Origin of the sequence: Flavobacterium gyeonganense, assembly GCF_029625295.1 — a bacterium.
GTDB lineage: Bacteria > Bacteroidota > Bacteroidia > Flavobacteriales > Flavobacteriaceae > Flavobacterium > Flavobacterium gyeonganense.
The window spans coordinates 4265804-4283237 of sequence record NZ_CP121112.1; the positions used below are offsets into that span (position 1 = coordinate 4265804).

Annotated in this window: 14 protein-coding genes; 3 read left to right on the forward strand and 11 right to left on the reverse strand. The window is 32.7% G+C overall.

What is annotated here, in order from left to right; genetic code table 11:
- Nucleotides 1–26 precede the first annotated feature (26 nt).
- Together gyrA and P5P89_RS18480 are read left to right on the forward strand one after the other, a co-directional pair.
- Nucleotides 27–2669 carry a DNA gyrase subunit A gene (gene gyrA / locus P5P89_RS18475; RefSeq protein ID WP_278009634.1) on the forward strand — a complete coding sequence of 881 codons (2643 nt, stop codon included), beginning with the start codon at nt 27–29 and terminating at the stop codon, nt 2667–2669.
- A gap of 41 nt (nt 2670–2710) precedes the next feature.
- On the forward strand, nt 2711–3979 hold the full coding sequence (locus P5P89_RS18480; protein WP_278009635.1) for a tetratricopeptide repeat protein: 1269 nt from the start codon (nt 2711–2713) through the stop codon (nt 3977–3979).
- A gap of 320 nt (nt 3980–4299) precedes the next feature.
- On the opposite strand, the gene P5P89_RS18485 is transcribed toward P5P89_RS18480, so the two are convergent.
- The 10 genes from P5P89_RS18485 to P5P89_RS18530 all read right to left on the reverse strand — a co-directional run bounded on the left by P5P89_RS18485 (nt 4300) and on the right by P5P89_RS18530 (nt 13277).
- Nucleotides 4300–5919 carry an LVIVD repeat-containing protein gene (locus P5P89_RS18485; protein ID WP_278009636.1) on the reverse strand — a complete coding sequence of 540 codons (1620 nt, stop codon included), beginning with the start codon at nt 5917–5919 and terminating at the stop codon, nt 4300–4302.
- A gap of 215 nt (nt 5920–6134) precedes the next feature.
- A complete protein-coding gene (locus P5P89_RS18490; RefSeq protein ID WP_278009637.1) occupies nt 6135–6635 on the reverse strand; it encodes a hypothetical protein in 501 nt (166 codons plus the stop codon).
- A 168-nt stretch (nt 6636–6803) separates the two neighbouring features.
- Nucleotides 6804–7556, reverse strand: coding sequence for a hypothetical protein (locus tag P5P89_RS18495; RefSeq protein ID WP_278009638.1), 753 nt, complete (start codon nt 7554–7556; stop codon nt 6804–6806).
- Nucleotides 7557–7651: 95 nt separating this feature from the next.
- Nucleotides 7652–8410 (reverse strand): hypothetical protein, encoded by a 759-nt coding sequence (locus P5P89_RS18500; RefSeq protein WP_278009639.1) that lies wholly within the window; start codon nt 8408–8410, stop codon nt 7652–7654.
- Nucleotides 8411–8705: 295 nt separating this feature from the next.
- Nucleotides 8706–9800 carry an AI-2E family transporter gene (locus tag P5P89_RS18505; RefSeq protein WP_278009640.1) on the reverse strand — a complete coding sequence of 365 codons (1095 nt, stop codon included), beginning with the start codon at nt 9798–9800 and terminating at the stop codon, nt 8706–8708.
- Nucleotides 9801–9908: 108 nt separating this feature from the next.
- On the reverse strand, nt 9909–10439 hold the full coding sequence (locus tag P5P89_RS18510) for a mechanosensitive ion channel domain-containing protein (RefSeq protein ID WP_278009641.1): 531 nt from the start codon (nt 10437–10439) through the stop codon (nt 9909–9911).
- Between the two features lie 10 nt (nt 10440–10449).
- Nucleotides 10450–11034 carry a Maf-like protein gene (locus P5P89_RS18515; protein ID WP_278009642.1) on the reverse strand — a complete coding sequence of 195 codons (585 nt, stop codon included), beginning with the start codon at nt 11032–11034 and terminating at the stop codon, nt 10450–10452.
- Nucleotides 11027–11953 (reverse strand): geranylgeranylglycerol-phosphate geranylgeranyltransferase, encoded by a 927-nt coding sequence (locus P5P89_RS18520; RefSeq protein WP_278009643.1) that lies wholly within the window; start codon nt 11951–11953, stop codon nt 11027–11029. Before P5P89_RS18520 ends, P5P89_RS18515 begins: the two co-directional genes overlap by 8 nt.
- A gap of 51 nt (nt 11954–12004) precedes the next feature.
- Nucleotides 12005–12532, reverse strand: a complete 528-nt coding sequence (locus tag P5P89_RS18525; RefSeq protein ID WP_278009644.1) for a KdsC family phosphatase — start codon at nt 12530–12532, stop codon at nt 12005–12007.
- Entirely contained in the window at nt 12516–13277 is a 762-nt protein-coding gene (locus P5P89_RS18530) for a Rossmann-like and DUF2520 domain-containing protein (protein ID WP_278009645.1), read from the reverse strand. The genes P5P89_RS18525 and P5P89_RS18530 overlap by 17 nt, the downstream gene beginning before the upstream one ends.
- A 244-nt stretch (nt 13278–13521) precedes the next feature.
- Here P5P89_RS18530 and P5P89_RS18535 point away from each other — a divergent pair, with 244 nt between their 5' ends.
- Nucleotides 13522–16749 carry a cytochrome c biogenesis protein CcsA gene (locus P5P89_RS18535; RefSeq protein ID WP_278009646.1) on the forward strand — a complete coding sequence of 1076 codons (3228 nt, stop codon included), beginning with the start codon at nt 13522–13524 and terminating at the stop codon, nt 16747–16749.
- A gap of 308 nt (nt 16750–17057) precedes the next feature.
- Here P5P89_RS18535 and P5P89_RS18540 read toward each other — a convergent pair whose 3' ends face one another.
- A complete protein-coding gene (locus P5P89_RS18540; protein ID WP_278009647.1) occupies nt 17058–17432 on the reverse strand; it encodes a DUF4258 domain-containing protein in 375 nt (124 codons plus the stop codon).
- Nucleotides 17433–17434 lie beyond the last annotated feature (2 nt).

Below are 17434 nucleotides of genomic sequence, written 5' to 3' on the forward strand. Positions count from 1 at the left end.
TTAATATAATTATTTAATATAACATTATGTCTGAAGGAGAAAAGTTAATTCCTATTAACATCGAAGAAGAAATGAAATCAGCTTACATCGATTATTCGATGTCGGTAATCGTATCAAGGGCACTTCCGGATGTTAGAGATGGCTTGAAACCGGTACATCGAAGAGTTCTTTACGGAATGTATGACTTAGGAGTAACATCAAGATCAGCCCACAAAAAATCTGCGAGAATCGTGGGAGAAGTTCTGGGTAAGTATCACCCTCATGGGGATACATCTGTTTATGATGCCATGGTTCGTATGGCTCAGGAATGGAGTATGCGTTATCTTTTAGTTGATGGTCAGGGTAATTTTGGTTCTGTAGATGGGGATAGCCCTGCAGCAATGCGTTACACTGAGGCCAGAATGAAAAGGATTTCGGAAGAAATTATGGCAGATATCGAAAAAGAAACTGTTGATTTTCAATTGAACTTTGACGATACATTATATGAACCAAAAGTAATGCCTACGAGAGTTCCTACATTGTTAGTTAACGGGGCAACAGGTATTGCAGTTGGTATGGCTACAAATATGCCTCCACACAATTTAACAGAAGTTATCAATGGTACTCTGGCATACCTTGATAATAACGATATTGAAGTGGACGAATTAATGACACATATTAAGGCTCCGGATTTTCCAACCGGTGGTATAATATATGGTTATGAAGGCGTTCGCGAAGCATTTAAAACCGGTAGAGGACGTATTGTAATGCGTGCTAAAGTTGGTTTTGAAGAAGTTGACGGAAGAGAATCTATCATTGTTACTGAAATTCCGTATCAGGTTAATAAAGCTGATATGATTAAACGTACAGCAGACCTTGTTAACGAGAAGAAGATTGAAGGTATTGCGAATATCCGTGATGAGTCTGACAGAAACGGTATGCGTATCGTTTACATCTTAAAGCGCGATGCAACTCCAAATGTAGTTTTAAATACCTTATATAAATTTACACAATTACAGTCTTCTTTTAGTGTAAATAATATTGCATTAGTAAAAGGTCGTCCTCAAATGCTGAATCTGAAAGACATGATTCATTATTTTATTGAACACCGTCATGATGTAGTTGTAAGAAGAACTCAATTTGAATTACGTAAAGCTGAAGAAAGAGCCCATATTTTAGAAGGATTAATTATTGCATCAGATAACATTGATGAAGTAATTGCTATTATCAGAGGTTCTAAAAATACAGAAGAAGCCCGTGAGAAATTAATTGAAAGATTTAGTTTATCAGATATTCAGGCCCGTGCAATTGTCGAAATGCGTCTGCGTCAGTTAACAGGTCTTGAGCAGGATAAATTGAGAGCTGAGTTTGAAGAATTAATGAAATTAATCGAACACTTAAAAGCATTGCTGGCAGACGTAAATTTAAGAACCGACTTAATTAAGGAAGAACTTGTTGAAATCCGTGATAAATATGGAGACGAGCGTCGTTCCCAAATTGAATATTCTGGTGGAGACGTAAGTATTGAAGATTTAATTGCCGATGAAAATGTAGTAATTACAATTTCGCATGCAGGTTACATCAAACGTACAAACTTAACAGAATACAAAACTCAAAATAGAGGAGGAGTTGGTCAGAAAAGTGCCGGAACAAGAGATCAGGATTTTCTTGAGCATATGTTCGTAGCAACGAATCACCAATATATGATGTTCTTTACGCAAAAAGGAAAATGTTTCTGGATGCGTGTTTATGAAATTCCTGAAGGAAGTAAAACGGCAAAAGGAAGAGCAATTCAAAACCTTGTAAATATTGAAAGCGATGATAAAGTAAAAGCTTTCATTTGTACACAGGATTTAAAAGATAAAGATTATATCAACAGCCATAATTTGGTTATGGTTACCAAACAGGGTCAGGTTAAGAAAACATCTTTAGAGAAATATTCTAAGCCTAGAGTAAATGGTGTAGCAGCTATTACTATTAAAGAAGGTGATGAGTTGATGGGGGCACAGTTAACAAACGGAGAAAGCCAAATTATCTTAGCTGTAAAGTCCGGAAAACTGGTTCGTTTTGAAGAAACGAAAACGCGCCCAATGGGAAGAACAGCTTCTGGCGTTCGCGGTATTACACTAAAAGATGATACTGATGAAGTTATTGGTATGGTTACTGTTGATAAAAATGATATTAATGATTCACAAATTCTGGTTGTAACTGAAAATGGTTATGGTAAACGTACTAAATTAGTTGATGAAGATGGTGAAGATGTTTACAGAATTACAAACCGTGGAGGTAAAGGAGTTAAAACGCTAAATATCACTGAAAAAACTGGAAAATTAATCTCTATTAATGCTGTAACGGATTCTGATGATTTGATGATTATCAATAAATCAGGACTGACAATCAGAATGGCGATTGAAGATTTACGTGTTATGGGGCGTGCTACTCAGGGTGTAAGACTTATTAATTTAAAAGGGAAAGATTCTATTGCAGCTGTTACAACTGTGATGAAAGATGAAGTTGAAGAAGTTGTTGTAGATGAAGACGGAAATGTTATTGAATCCGGAATTGAGAGGGTTAAACCCGATTTAGAAGTTCTTGAAGATGATGTTGTAGCCGAAGATGATGAAGACGATGATTCTGAAGAAGAAGTTGAAGATGAGGATGATGCTGAAGAAGAGGAATCTGAAGAATAAAATGAACCACACAAATTAAAAATTAATACAAATTGAATATTATGAAAAGTAAATATGTAATACTTGCATCAGCATTATTGATTTCAGTAGCTACTTTTGCTCAGAAAGATCAGATAAAAAGTGCTGAAAAAGCATTAAAAGGCGGAGATGCCCAAGGTGCGCTTGCACAATTAAAGGACGCGGAAAATCTTATTGTAAATGCAAAAGATACAGAGCAGGGACAATATTATTTTATTCAGGGAAATGCTTATTTAGATCTTGCAAACAAAAAAGTAGAAGAAGGGAAAAATTTGTCTCTTGCTGCAGAAAGCTATAAAAAGTTAATTGAAATTGAGAAAACATCCGGAAAGCAAAAATTCTCAACTCAGGCTGCCGCTTCAATTACTCAAATCAAAGGATTGTTAATTAATTCAGCTATTGCGGATACACAATCAAATAAAGCTGCAGAAGGAGCAAAAAAATTGTATGATGCTTACTCTTTAGATAAAAAAGACACCATCAATTTGTATTATGCAGCTTCTACTTATGTAAACGCTCAGGATTATGATGCAGCTTTACCAATGTATGAAGAGTTGAAAAAATTAAATTATTCAGGAAAAGGAACAAGCTATACAGCTGTGAATAAAGCTTCTGGTAATGAAGATGGTTTTAATAATGAAAAAGATAGAGATTTAGCTGTAAAATTAGGAACTCATGAAAAACCTAAAAAAGAAGTTATTCCTTCTAAAAGAGGTGAAGTTTACAAAAATTATGCATTAATTTTAGTTCAGAAAGGAAGAACTGAAGATGCTAAAAAAGCTTTGGCTGATGCAAGAAAAGCTAACCCGGAAGATTCTTCTTTAATCCTTTCCGAAGCTAATTTATATTTAGAAACTAAAGATTACGATACTTATAAAAAGTTAGTTGGAGAAGCTTTGCAAAAAGATCCAAATAATAAAGAGTTAATTTTCAACCTTGGTGTACTAAGTGCAAATGCTAAAAATGCTGCAGATGCTGAAAAATATTATTTAAAAGTGATTGAAATAGATCCTAATTATGCAAATGCTTATCTTAATCTTGCTGCATTAAAATTAGAAGCCGAAAAACCAATTATTGATGAAATGAATAAATTGGGTACTTCTGATAAAGACATGAAGCGTTATGATGTATTGAAAAAACAAAGAGAAAATGTTTTTAAAAGCGTGATTCCATATCTTAAAAAAGCAAATGAGCTTGATCCAAAGAATGAAGATGTTTCTAAGACATTATTAGGTGTTTACAAAGCTCTTGAAATGACTGCTGAGGCCAAAGCCTTAAAAGCAACAATGTAATAGTTTAAAGCAAATAAAAATGTAAAGCCGTCTAAAATATTTAGGCGGTTTTTTATTTCCTGTATAATTATTAATTCAATTTTAAAAGATTTATAATGTGTTAGCAGGCGAATTGATATTTTTAAGATATAAGGAAATGGAATTGCCTGCCAGGTTAAATTATTCCAGATTTGATTCTGCTTATGATTTCATTCTAATATAATAATTGAGAAGTTAGTGAAGGGATACACTGTTCTTAACCAATTAATAAAAAAGCAGACCATTAATAACGATGATCTGCTTTCTGTTTAAAGATTAGGATTTCTAAGTAAAAAATCTAATTATTTCAATTTGTTTTCGGTATCAGTATAATTACCTGTAATAGTTACTCCACTATTTTTAGTTACTTTTCCATAAATGGTAATTGAAGAATTTCCAATAAAATTAATTTTTGCACCGCTGTTAAGTCTTAGATCACCCCAAATTACCGCCGATCCTTCTATTTGTAATATGGCATTATTATTAATGATAAGTTCTGTTGGGTTTGACTGCTGATATTTACCCTGGGCTAAGCTTCCTCTTATGTTAAAAGTACCTCCGCTGTTTAGGATCAAACCATTCTGAATTGATATAGAACCACAATGGGTTAATATACCGCCTGAATTTACTATCGCTGAATTAATTGCAGTAGTTCCTGAAAACGACTTGATTTCATTTGAATTTAAAATCAAATCTTTACCTTGATTGTAAGTTCCATATTGAGAACAGGTGGCAAATGCTGAATTAGGTTTCTCCATCTTAATGATTTTTAATCCACCTTTGCCGCTTGCAACATAGATATAATTATCGCTGGATTTAACATAGTTTGATGATCCCGAAATTCCTAAAGTGCCTAATAAATTAAGTTGCTCTCCACTTTGATAAACATTCAGTCCTGCTGCACCATTTGCAACAAAAATATATCCTTCGTTTGCAGAAACTGCATTTGTAACATTATCCTCTCCTGCTGCAGTTATGCTTAAAGTTTGTAATTTTGAACCAGTATTAATATCGTAAACTCCTAAGCCGTTATATCCTTCAGAGACTAAAAGTTTTGTTCCGTTAATTTCCATTGTTCTTTTTGCACCGCTCACATCTATTGGTATACTAAAGTTTTTTTGCAGAGCCAGATTTGACTGATTGTAAACATTTACTCCTTTAGTCCCGCTTAAGGTTATAACTTTATCATTGTTTAAAGCAACTGATCGTAAATCTTCTATAATTATATTTGCTGTAATTGCCTTAGTTGAACTATTGAATTTATAAAGTCTTCCCTTATCGCCTGTGACAGCAAAATAAGAAGAACCATTTGCAGCAACATCAGTTGTAACTCTGCTTTCTAAATAATTGATTTTGTATTTATCCGTAAGCAAACCAGAATTCAATTCCATGTTGATTACTATTGAAGGACTTGTTAACAATGGATCTGTATCTAAATCTTTTGCTGCTCCAATAATTAAATTGCCATTAGAATAGCTAAGTGAAGTTATATCTGTATTAGCAATTAAAGCAGAAGTAACTAGTTTTGGTTTGTAAGGATCTGAAACATCAATAACGTCAATCGCTCCTGAGTACGCATCGCCTCTCATAATATAAGATACATATGCATAGTTTCCATTTACGGCAACATGGCTAGCTTGTAATGTTCTGCCATCTTTATCAACTGGAGGATCTATTTCTGCAATCTGTACTAAAGGAAGAGTTGTTATTGTAGTGTTGGAAAATTTTCCTGTTGTAATATTGTTGTCGATTGAAATTACTCCAGAATTGGAATAATCAAGTCTTTTATTTAAAGAAGTTTGATCTATAGTTATAGTAATGTTTTTTGCTGCCTGATTGTTATTTGAGTTATCATTATTATTTTCACATCCTATTAATAGTGATATAGCTAAAAATGAAAATAAGTAAATATTATTTCTCATAAGTTGTGATTGGATTTTTAAAATTCGGTGCAAATGTAAGTTGTTTTTTTGCAACATAATGCAGGTGAAAATGTTAATTTTTTCAATAAAAACGCTTGTTTTACAGTTGTTTAGCTTTAAGTGCATTTTGACGGATTTTACTAACACTTTATCGTGAAAAAAAAGAGAGCATCAAATTTTTTGATACTCTCTTTTGCTAAAATTAAGATAACGTTTTATCTCCTTCCGTGGCCATGATCATCACGTCTTTCGTGTCTGTCATGTCTATCATGTCTATCGTGATGTTTATAGTTTTTATGGTGATCACGGTGACGGTCATTATACGCATATCTAGGTCGTGGTTCGTAACATCTTTGCGGCGCACCGTGGTATCCTTTATAATATTTTACTTTATGTCTGTCAAAATATTTATAAGGAGTTCTTCCATGGTAGTCATTTAAAACTACTTTGTAACCTCCATATAAGTCGTAATTTCTGTAAGGTCTAGGCAAATAAGAGGTTCTAACCCATCTTCCTCCTCCAAAATAAATGAATTGTGAAGCACGTACATCATAATAAGCTTCAATATCCGGAAGATAATAATATTCTACTTCTGAATATCCAACTGGTCCCCAGGCAGGAGGTGTTCCTATGTTTACATTTACAGATACCTGAGCTTGTGTTGAATTTGCAACGATTAGAAATAATCCTACGATTGCTATTTTGATTGTTTTCATTTTTAATACTTTTTTAATGTTAATCTATATGTGGATATCCATATATTGTGCCAAAACATAAAAGGCAAATGTGTTTTGACTGTAAAAAACCATCTAAAAAGTAATAGTTAAATCGTATCTTGTTGATTATTAATTTGTTTTAGTTAGAAATAAAAAATCAAAAAATGCTTATTTATATTCCACAATTTTAGGTTTTCCTAATTCAAAAGACTGAAGTCCGATGTCCTGAGTTTCAAATGTATTAGTTTTAAAGATACTTTCGCCCTGAAACGGGATGGTAGGATAATATGAAATTGAAAGCTGAAATGCGCTAAAAACAAGATAATCATTACTTATTAAAACTCCGACACCAATTTTTGAAAAATATTTATTTTGCAGCAATCCTGAAGAACTGTTTCCTAATACAGCAATAGAATAATTAAAATAGGGATTCAGCCTAAAGCCTAAAACTTCTTTAGGAGCATATGTCTGAGTTTGTAATGTTAGTACCATTTTGCTTTTCCCGTAATATGCTGCATTAAAACCGGCAAGGCCATAGTTTTCATTTATTGTAAGCTGATCTCCCACAGAGCTAGCTCTGTTGATTCCTATAACCATTTCCGGCTTAATAAATTGTCTTAACTTCCAGTCTCCTAACGTCAATAGACTAGTAAAATAATTTGCTTTTAATGAAATAGAGGTCTGATATGTCTTAGATTGATTAAAAAAAGTGCCAATCTCAAAGTTAGTACTCAAAAACCCCCATTTGTAATAGTCCCCAAAAGAAGCCTGGGCACCTACGTAGGGGCGCCATATTTTATTTTTATACTGATAACCAAGTGTTATCCCATAGATTCTTCCAATTGGAACGTCTTCAGTAAAACCATTTCTAAAAATATAATTATCTTTCACGAATTCCCTTGTATTTATTCCGAATCCCATTAAAACTTGTTTTTCGTCAGAAAAAAAACTAATAGTATCAAATTCAACATTAGGTTTTTCAGTGTAATCAATGTTTAAAAAGCGTCCGGACACAATCAAATTAGTGGTTCTCTCCTTTTTTTAGGATTTACCCCAGTTATGTTAAATGCTTTACCAGCCCAAAAATCATGCGAGTTATACTTAAATGGCTGGTATTCATATTTTAATGTTGCATCCTGTAATGTGTCTCGTCGATATTGCTGTTCCATAATAATACCACCAGCCCATTTGGCCAAAGGAGAATAAAATGGTCTTTCGAAAGCAATACCTTTGATATAATTGTCATCTAAATCATTTAAATATTTAAATTTTGTAGTAACAAAAGTGTTTTTAATGTTGGGTATTGTATATAGAGCATTATGACCATTATGTCCATCCTCAAATCTGTTAGAAAATTTATATTCGAGCTGCTGTCCGGTACCAACGAAGTTACGGTCATTAAATCCAATACCAATCCGCGAACTTGATATTGAAAATTTTGGAATTAAGCTCCAGGTATCAAGAACACGAACCGTAATATCAATTGAGTCATTTGTTGGAGAAACCAATTCCTCAGATATATTTACTTTACTTACGAATTTTTGGGATCTTATAATACGTTCAGTTTCTTTTATTTTATAAGTGTCGTAAGCTGAGTTTTTTCTAAAAAGTAATAAATTCTGAATTGCAAATCTTTTCGTCTTGAGGTGTAATTTATTTCCTGTTCTTTCTCCCCAATTTTTAGGAACCATAGTAGAATCTGTATCAGATTGTCCAAACGGATCTAAGGTTATAATTCTGATGTTGCGAATAATTTTTCCATCTACATTAGGCAAGTGTTCCTTTTCGACTAATGTTTTATTCTTTTTTTTATTTTAGCAGGCTTGAAAATTATTTTTCTTAAGAAATTAGTAAACTTACTTTTTTCTGAAAGCTTTTTAATTTTATGGTATTTCTCTATACTATCTTTTTTAGTCTGTTTTTCTTGTGAAAAGGTGCTTTGGGAAAAATTCCAAAGAAAAATTAGAAAGAAGAATATTTTTACAAACCTGTAAGACATGCTAATAAAGTTAGCGTAAATTATTGATTTTTTTATGATATAATTAAACGGAGAAAATAAATAATTACTTTTCAGTTTTTAATTTTTTTAATACGCCAGGTAAATTTTTTTGGCATATGATTTCCCATAACATAGCCCCAAGGTTCTAAAGATTCTATTCTGTCAAAAATAATTTTTAAAATAGCCAGTAATGGTATTGCTAAAAACATCCCTGAAATTCCTGCAACACCACCTCCAATGGTAATTCCTATTATCGAAACCATAGCATTTATTTCGACTTTTGAGTTGATGATTAAAGGTACAAGTATATTATTATCAATAAGCTGAACAATTATATTTACTACAAGAATACCTATAATCATAGATATTTCAGGTGTTCCTGAAAGAGAAGATAAGATGGTTAAAATACCTGCAATCATAATTCCGATGTAGGGAATTAAATTTAAGATACCAGTCATAAGTCCAAGTAAAATAAAATATTTGGCTCCTATAATCCATAGTCCTAGACCTGTCAAAATAGAAACTACAAACATTTCAAATATAAGTCCCAAGATGTAATTGTTTATCGAAATTTTTATTTGAGTAATGATTTGTTGCAATTTCGCATGGTCTTCTTTATCGAATAATTTTGCTAAAAAAAGAATAAAATGAGTCTTGTATAATAGGAATAAAAATGTAAAAACAACTACAAGCATACAATTAAACAATACTTCACTTAATGATCCTATCGCCATTCCTATAGTTCCGGATCCATTTTGTACAGAATCGCTGGTTACTTTTTCAATGTATTTTTTTTGTTCCCAGATACTGATTTGAAATTGTTCATGGATATAAGACTGGGCATTATTAAAAAATGATATTGCATTCTTTTTAATGATATCAAAATCATTTGCAATGTCAGTAACCTGATAAGAAATGAAAGCTAGGATTGCAGCGATACAAAGTACAAAAATCAGGACTGAGATAAAAGAAGCAATATAAATAGGTAAGCGTATTTTAAAATGTAAGAAAGAATGTACTGGTAATAGTAAAACCGTAAACATAAATGCCAGCATCACTGGAGTTATTATATTACTTCCGATGTAGGTTATGGCTCCAATACAGATTAAACTTAACAATATAAATGTAAGTTTTGCATAAAAGGGCAATAGTAAAGGTTGGTTCATTTTTTGATTTCTTTAAACTAAAGTTGCACTAAACAAATTTTGAAATTTATTTGTTTTAAATCGTTCCAGCTTTTAAATTTTAGTTTATAAAATTCCCATTAAAGAGGGTTAATCAAAAAATTCTTTATCCTCATATACTGGAGGCATAATCGAAATTCCTTTTTGTAATAGAAGATTGTTTGGGTAGATAATTTTTTCCCCCTCTTTAGTTTTTAAATTCACATGAAAAGCATTGATGTCCTCTATTTCTGCTTCAATAGGGAAATCTTTATCGTGGATTTTTATGGTGTCGCCAATTCTAAAAGGAAATGAAAAAAATAAGATCATTCCGGATGTTATATTGCTTAAAATAGACCACTGTGCAAACATAGCGACACCAATTACAGTGGCAATGGAAGAAACAGTTATAAAAATATCTTTCGTCTCAACCCCCCAAATAACGATCAAACCTATTGTTACCAAAATGTTCATTAAAACATTAATGTATTTAATAACCAGATTAGTTCGATGTTCTAATAAGTGAGTAGTACTGGCGTATCTGCGTACCAATTGCGCAATAATAACCCGTAGTGCAGCTAAGGCTAATAGCAGAATTATAGTGGTTAGAATTTCCGTGCTATATTCTTTAAATGAAAACATAAATTAAATTTTACTCTAATATACTCAAATATTCGTAAACCTTTGCAGTTGGAAGTCCCATAACATTGGTATAAGAACCTTCAACTTTTGCAACAGCCATAAAACCAAGCCATTCCTGTATTCCATAAGCTCCGGCTTTATCATAGGGTTTGTAGTTTTCAATATAATATAAAATAGCTTCGTCTGTTAAATTATTGAAAGTCACTTTTGTAATATCGTGTAAAAGGGTAGCAGTAGATCTGGTTTTAAAACAAACAGACGTAATTACTTCATGAGTTTTTCCCGACATCGATTTTATCATTTTAAAAGCTTCTTCATCATTTTTAGGTTTTCCTAATGCCCTGCTTTCGTGCCATACAATAGTATCGCTTGTAACTAAGATTTCATCTTTTTTTAATTCTCCATCAAAGGCATTTGCTTTTAAGAGTGCTAAAAAGTCTGTAATTTCAACTGCTTTTAATTCTGGAGGATATATTTCTTCAACATCTTTTAACCTGATTTCGAAGTCAAGATCTAGGTCTTTAAAAAATTGCTGTCTTCGGGGTGAACCTGATGCTAGGATTAAGTTGTATTTTTTTAATTTTTCTTTAAGCATTATAATGAATGTTTAAGGTAATAACCACAATTGATAGAATTCCGAAAAGTAGAATGAGTTTGAGTACAGTGCTTAAATGATTGAACTCCTTTTTTGACTTTGCAGTGAAGGTTTTGATTATAAAGTAAAGAAGTGGTGCCAAAACCAATACAAATGCATATAAAGTAGCTATAAATAGTCCATTTTCTACAAGATAATTTTTAATATAAAGCAATAATAAAATGAAAGGTATGATTGTCAGCACAGAAGCAATTTTAGCAGTTCGGCTAATACCAATAGCAATAGGAAGTGTATTCATTCCCTGATTATAATCTCCGTTAACATCTTCTATGTCTTTGATTATTTCCCTGATAAAATTAATCATAAAGGCAAATATGGCATAATCAGTTAAAATAGAAAACAAACTGGTCATTTGTGCTTTGTTTTCTGCTATTGTTGCCGGAAAAATATCAAAAATACCAATAATGATAACGCTCATTGCTAATAAAAAAGCTACAACAAGATTCCCTAAAACCATAATTTGTTTTAAGGTTGTGGAATAAAAATAAAGCATTGAAGCAATTAATATAAAAATAGTTGCAAATCCCGGTCTCTGTATCACATTCGATAAATAGAAACCAATTCCAACGCCAGTAATATTAAGAAAGATATAAATGTTATAACCTAAAGATTCTGATACAGCTTTTCCAATGATAACATCCTGAGGTTTGTTTATCTGATCAGTTTCAGTATCAAAAATGTTGTTAATTACATAGCCGGCTCCTGCAATCAAAACGGTACTTAAAACTAATAGGGCATATTGCCAGTCTGACAAGGCTAAGGGGATATTTTGACCTTTTAAAAAAGCATAACGAAATAAAACCTGCATAAAAGCAAGCATTAACAGGTTTTGATAACGAATAAGTTTGAGGTATTTCATTTTGATTTGAAGGTTTGGATTAACAATTAATAATTAAAAGCTGATAATTATTTAGTCGTGTTTCCCATTAAAATATTCCATCCATTTTCCCTGCACTTTCATGACTTGTTCGATAACATCACGTACAGCTCCTCTTCCGCCTTTAACATGCGAAACGTAACGACAGATATTCTTAATTTCAGGGCTTGCATCTTGCGGACAGGTTGGTAAACCTACTAATTTCATAACATGAAAATCAGGAATGTCATCGCCCATGTATAACACATTTTCTGGTTTTATGTTATGTGTTTCAGTATACTGTTTAAAAGTTTCTACTTTATCCGGAGTTCCTAAATGTATGTCTGAAATCCCTAAATTACGCAATCTTATACGAACACCTTCATTGCTTCCGCCTGAAATAATGCATACGTTAAAACCACTTTCTACAGCAGCTTTCATTGCGTAACCATCGCGGATATTCATGGTGCGAAGCATTTCTCCTTCATTGGTTACAAAAACGGAACTGTCTGTAAGTACGCCATCAACATCAAAAACAAACGTTGTGATGTCATTCATTATTTCTTTAAAGTGTTTTGTCATTATGTTGTATAGATTGTGTTAAGAGTTTATAGATATTTCTTTGGTTTTCATCAGTCAGATAATTAAGATGCGCCTCAATAGTAGTAGAGTCATGGCGTTTCGCCGGCCCTGTCTGTGCATCAGCAGGACTAAGGAATTTTATTTTATCTGCAGTTTCAAGAATTAAAGGCTTTAAAATATCAAAAGGAACCTGATTGTTTTCACAAATTTCCTGTCCTATTTGATATAAATGATTTGTGAAGTTGTTCACAAAAACAGCCGAAACATGCAATGATTTTCTTTGCTCTGAACTAATTGAAAAAACGGCTTCAGAAATACTTTTTGCTATGGTATCTAAAATAGTGTAGTCTCCCGGATTTTCTGTTTCCAGACAAATTGGGATAATTGAGAAATCAACAGACTTTGCTTTAGAAAAAGTTTGTAAAGGATAAAAAACGCCTTTTCTGTTTTTTGAGTCTAAAACATCAATCGAAGTTGTGCCAGATGTATGAACAACCAATTGGTTTTTAAAGGGAAGCTGTTCTGAAACCTCTGAAATAGCATCATCAGAAACAGAAATTATATATAAATCGGATTCATGCAAATTGGCAAACTCTGTAACAATTCGATCAGCATTTACTAAGTTCAGCACTGATTCTTTTTTTCTGGAAAAGACTTGTACAATTTCAATCTGTTCACTTTTAGTGAAAGCTTTTATCAAATGTTGTGCAACATTTCCGGAACCAATTATTGTTATTTTAATCATAACGCAAAATTAGCATTTTTTTAAAGAAATTGAAATGTCAAAGTTTTGAATTGCGCTTTATAAAATTTGAAGACAGACAATATTATAAGTCTTTAAAATTGAATTGTAATAGAAAACCTGTTTAATTGGAAATGCTTTGGTTTCAGAGTGCTCTTTTTGGTTTTTATTAACAAAACACAAATACTGCAAATCAACATTTTTAAGTACTTTTGTGCCACTTTTATACACAGTAATTCCTTCAAAAATGGATAAAAAAATATTCTCTTTTTTGTTTTCTACAAGATTAATGGCCGTTCTTTTTTTAACATTTGCAATTGCAATGGGTGTCGGAACTTTTATCGAAAGTAAATACAATACTGATACAGCCCGAATTTTAATTTACAATACATGGTGGTTTGAAGCTATAATGGTATTTTTTATGATTAATTTCTTCGGAAACATTAAGCGCTATCAGCTATTGAAAAAAGAAAAATGGGCAACTTTATTACTTCATGTTGCTTTTATTTTTATTCTTTTAGGAGCATTTATTACACGCTATATCAGTTATGAAGGTATGATGCCAATTCGCGAAGGAGCTGCTGAAAACCAAATCTATTCAGATAAAACATTTTTAACCGTTTTTGCAGACGGAGAATACAAAGGTGAAATGAAACGCAGGACTTTTGAGAAAAGTCTTTTGTTTTCACCCGTAACCAATAATGATTTTACGCTTTCAGGTCAATTTGATGAAACACCTTTTGAAGTTAGTTATGTGAATTACATCATGGGAGCCAAAGAAACCATAAAACCCGATCCAAAAGGAACTTTATATATTAAATTAGTTGAAGCCGGAGCCGGTGGGCGTGAAGAACATTTCTTAAAAGAGGGAGAAGTTCAAAATATCCATAATGTTTTATTTGCTTTGAATAAACCAACAGATGGTGCGATAAATATTAATACAACCGGAAAAGAATATACCATTCAGACTCCTTTTGAAGGTGATTTTATGCGAATGGCAGATCAGTTAAAAGGAAAGGTAACCAAAGATAATGTACAGCCTTTAATGATGCGTTCTTTATACAGTATTGGTGATATCCGAATCGTATTTCCGGATCCAGCAGTAAGAGGAGTTGTTGATTATGAGTCGAATAATGACTACAAAGCAAAATCCCATAGAGATGCATTAATTGTAAAAGTTAAGGCAGATGGTCAGGAAAAAGAAGTACGTCTGTTAGGTTCTAAAGGAAGTGTAGGAGAGCCTCAAACTGTCAAAATTGGAAAAATAGAATACAGTTTATTTTATGGAAGTAAAGCATATATTTTGCCTTTTAAAGTAAAACTAAATGATTTTATTGCAACAAAATACCCGGGAACAGAAAAAAGTTATTCTGCATTTGAAAGTAAGGTTACTGTTCAGGATTCAATAGAAACTTTTGATGCCAGAATTTATATGAACCATGTTTTAGATTATAAAGGATACCGTTTTTTTCAGTCTTCTTTTGATCCGGATGAAAAAGGTACTGTGTTGTCTGTAAATCATGATTTTTGGGGAACATCTATAACCTATTTAGGATATTTTATGCTGTTTTTTGGTCTAATGGCTATTATGTTTACCAAGGGTTCCCGTTTTACAGATTTAAAACGTAAACTTGAGAAAGTAAAAGAGAAAAAATCAGAATTAATTACAATTTTGGTTTTGATGCTAAGTTTTAGTGGTTTTGCACAAGAGCCTCATGTACATACACCGGGAGACAATCATAATCACAACCACACGCACACTCATAATGAAGACCCAAACGATCACGCTAATCACGTAACACGACCGCCAAGCCAGAAGCAAATAGATTCATTACTGAATATTTATAAAGCTCCGGAAGCTCATGCAGCTAAATTCGGCCGCTTGATTATTCAGGATGCAGGAGGAAGAATGAAGCCTATTAATACTTTCTCGTCCGAATTATTAAGAAAAGTGAGCCACAGTGATACATATAACGGAATGAATTCTGATCAGGTATTCTTGTCAATGACACAATATGGCCAGGTTTGGATTCAGGTTCCGATTATTTATTTAAGAGCAGGAAACGATAGTATCAGAAAAATTATTGGCGTAGATAAAGAGGCAAAAAATGCGCCTTTTGTGAAGTTTTTTGACCAGAACGGTAATTACAAATTATCTCCTTATTTAGATGCAGCTTACAAAGCAGCAAACCCGAATCAGTTTGAAAAAGATTTTATTGAAACCGATAAAAAGGTCAACCTGATGGAATCTGCTTTAATGGGAAGTATTTTGAAAATATTCCCGGTTCCAAATCATCCAGGTGATAAATGGATATCCTATATGGAATTAGATCATGCAGGTTTAAAAGGGATGGAGGCAACGTATACAAAGCAGATTCTGCCTCTTTATTTTAATGCTCTAAATAATGGTTCCATTTCAAAAGATTTTAAAACTGCAGATGATTTAGTCGAAAGTATCAACGGTTTCCAAAAGAAATTTGGAGCTAAAGTTCGACCTAGTGAAGAAAAAATTGATGCTGAAATTGCATACAATAAATATGATGTTTTTAAAAAGTTGCCGTTTTGGTATCTTGGAGTATCTGTTCTTATGTTGATTTTTACGATTGTAAATATCTTTTTTGAGAAAAAATGGCTTCGTATTACTATAAATGGTTTCCATATCATTATCGGAATTTTATTTGGATTGCATACTTTAGGGTTAATTGCCCGCTGGTACATTTCAGGACATGCTCCCTGGAGTAACGCTTACGAGTCAATTGTCTACGTAGCCTGGGCAACGATGTTCTTCGGATTGGCATTTGACAGAAAATCAAAACTTACTGTTTCATCTTCTGCCTTTGTGACAGCAATGATTTTATCAGCAGCCTATATGAACTGGATTGATCCTGAAATTGCAAACCTGCAGCCGGTTCTTAATTCATATTGGTTGATGATTCACGTTGCGGTAATTGTGGCAAGTTACGGACCATTTGCACTCGGAATGATTTTAGGTTTTGTGTCATTGTTATTGATTTTCTTTACAAACAAAAATAACAAAGCCAAAATGGATTTAAACATACAGGAAATCACATATATCAACGAAATGGCATTGACAATTGGTTTGATTATGTTAACGATAGGGAACTTCCTTGGAGGACAATGGGCCAATGAAAGCTGGGGACGTTACTGGGGTTGGGACCCAAAAGAAACGTGGGCATTGATCTCAATTATGGTGTATGCTTTTATAATCCACGCCCGTTTTGTACCTGCATTACGCGGAAAATGGACATTCAATCTGATGAGTATGTTTGGTTTTATATCTATTTTGTTCACCTATTATGGTGTGAATTTCCACTTAGTTGGTCTGCATTCATACGCGAGCGGAGAAGCAAAATCTCTTGACTGGATATATTATTCACTGGCTGCAATTTCAGTAATAGGAGCTATGACATATCCGAAATACAGAAAATATTATAAGAAGCAAGTAAAAAAATAATTTAGGGAAGGTTCAGCTATTATGGTTGAACCTTTTTTGTTTATAATAATTAAGTTTATGAATTTGAAATTTTAGGAGCTATTACCTGCTGTACACTATATCTTTTGTAGCGAACCCCGCTACAAAAGGATGCCGTTCCCATCAGGGCTAGCGCTTCAGTTTTCATAATAAGCCTTGGTGAATATGAAACTTCTCAGATTAATTCCATAGGTTCTATTAGTAGTTTTATCAAAAAGGTTAAATTCCATATTTACACATAAAAAAGGATAGCACAAAGCTATCCTCTTAAACTGTAATAAAGTAATTATTTATTTTTTTATGATTTCTTCTAAAACGGCTTTGTTTTCGTAATTGGTTACTTTAAGGATAATTTCCTGATTTTTTATTGTTTTTCCTTCGATAACATATAATTTTCCTTTTTTATAAGGAACATTACTTTGGTCAAAATCAACATCACCAAATTGCAGTGTGTTCTTTATATCAGCTGTATCAATCCATTTTTCGTTCAGGGTCTCAAGAGCTTTTGGAGAATATTGAAAAGGTTTGGTTCTCAGGCTATTTAAAACCCTGGCATTCGGAAAATAATTGCAGCGGGTATCTTTTCCGCTAAAAACGAGCGCTACAAAAAAGCATCCCATAACTAAACCAACCAAATAATAAGCAAAACGATGTACGAACTTCATGA

Bases quoted from the DNA above. Each gene is read 5' to 3' on its own strand.
- P5P89_RS18495 (WP_278009638.1), bottom strand. From the start codon at position 7,556: ATGGGATTCGGAATAAATACAAGGGAATTCGTGAAAGATAATTATATT.
- P5P89_RS18510 (WP_278009641.1), bottom strand. From the start codon at position 10,439: ATGTTTTCATTTAAAGAATATAGCACGGAAATTCTAACCACTATAATT.
- P5P89_RS18525 (WP_278009644.1), bottom strand. From the start codon at position 12,532: ATGACAAAACACTTTAAAGAAATAATGAATGACATCACAACGTTTGTT.
- P5P89_RS18530 (WP_278009645.1), bottom strand. From the start codon at position 13,277: ATGATTAAAATAACAATAATTGGTTCCGGAAATGTTGCACAACATTTG.
- P5P89_RS18490 (WP_278009637.1), bottom strand. From the start codon at position 6,635: ATGAAAACAATCAAAATAGCAATCGTAGGATTATTTCTAATCGTTGCA.
- P5P89_RS18480 (WP_278009635.1), top strand. From the start codon at position 2,711: ATGAAAAGTAAATATGTAATACTTGCATCAGCATTATTGATTTCAGTA.
- P5P89_RS18515 (WP_278009642.1), bottom strand. From the start codon at position 11,034: ATGCTTAAAGAAAAATTAAAAAAATACAACTTAATCCTAGCATCAGGT.
- P5P89_RS18520 (WP_278009643.1), bottom strand. From the start codon at position 11,953: ATGAAATACCTCAAACTTATTCGTTATCAAAACCTGTTAATGCTTGCT.
- P5P89_RS18485 (WP_278009636.1), bottom strand. From the start codon at position 5,919: ATGAGAAATAATATTTACTTATTTTCATTTTTAGCTATATCACTATTA.
- P5P89_RS18505 (WP_278009640.1), bottom strand. From the start codon at position 9,800: ATGAACCAACCTTTACTATTGCCCTTTTATGCAAAACTTACATTTATA.
- gyrA (WP_278009634.1), top strand. From the start codon at position 27: ATGTCTGAAGGAGAAAAGTTAATTCCTATTAACATCGAAGAAGAAATG.
- P5P89_RS18540 (WP_278009647.1), bottom strand. From the start codon at position 17,432: ATGAAGTTCGTACATCGTTTTGCTTATTATTTGGTTGGTTTAGTTATG.
- P5P89_RS18535 (WP_278009646.1), top strand. From the start codon at position 13,522: ATGGATAAAAAAATATTCTCTTTTTTGTTTTCTACAAGATTAATGGCC.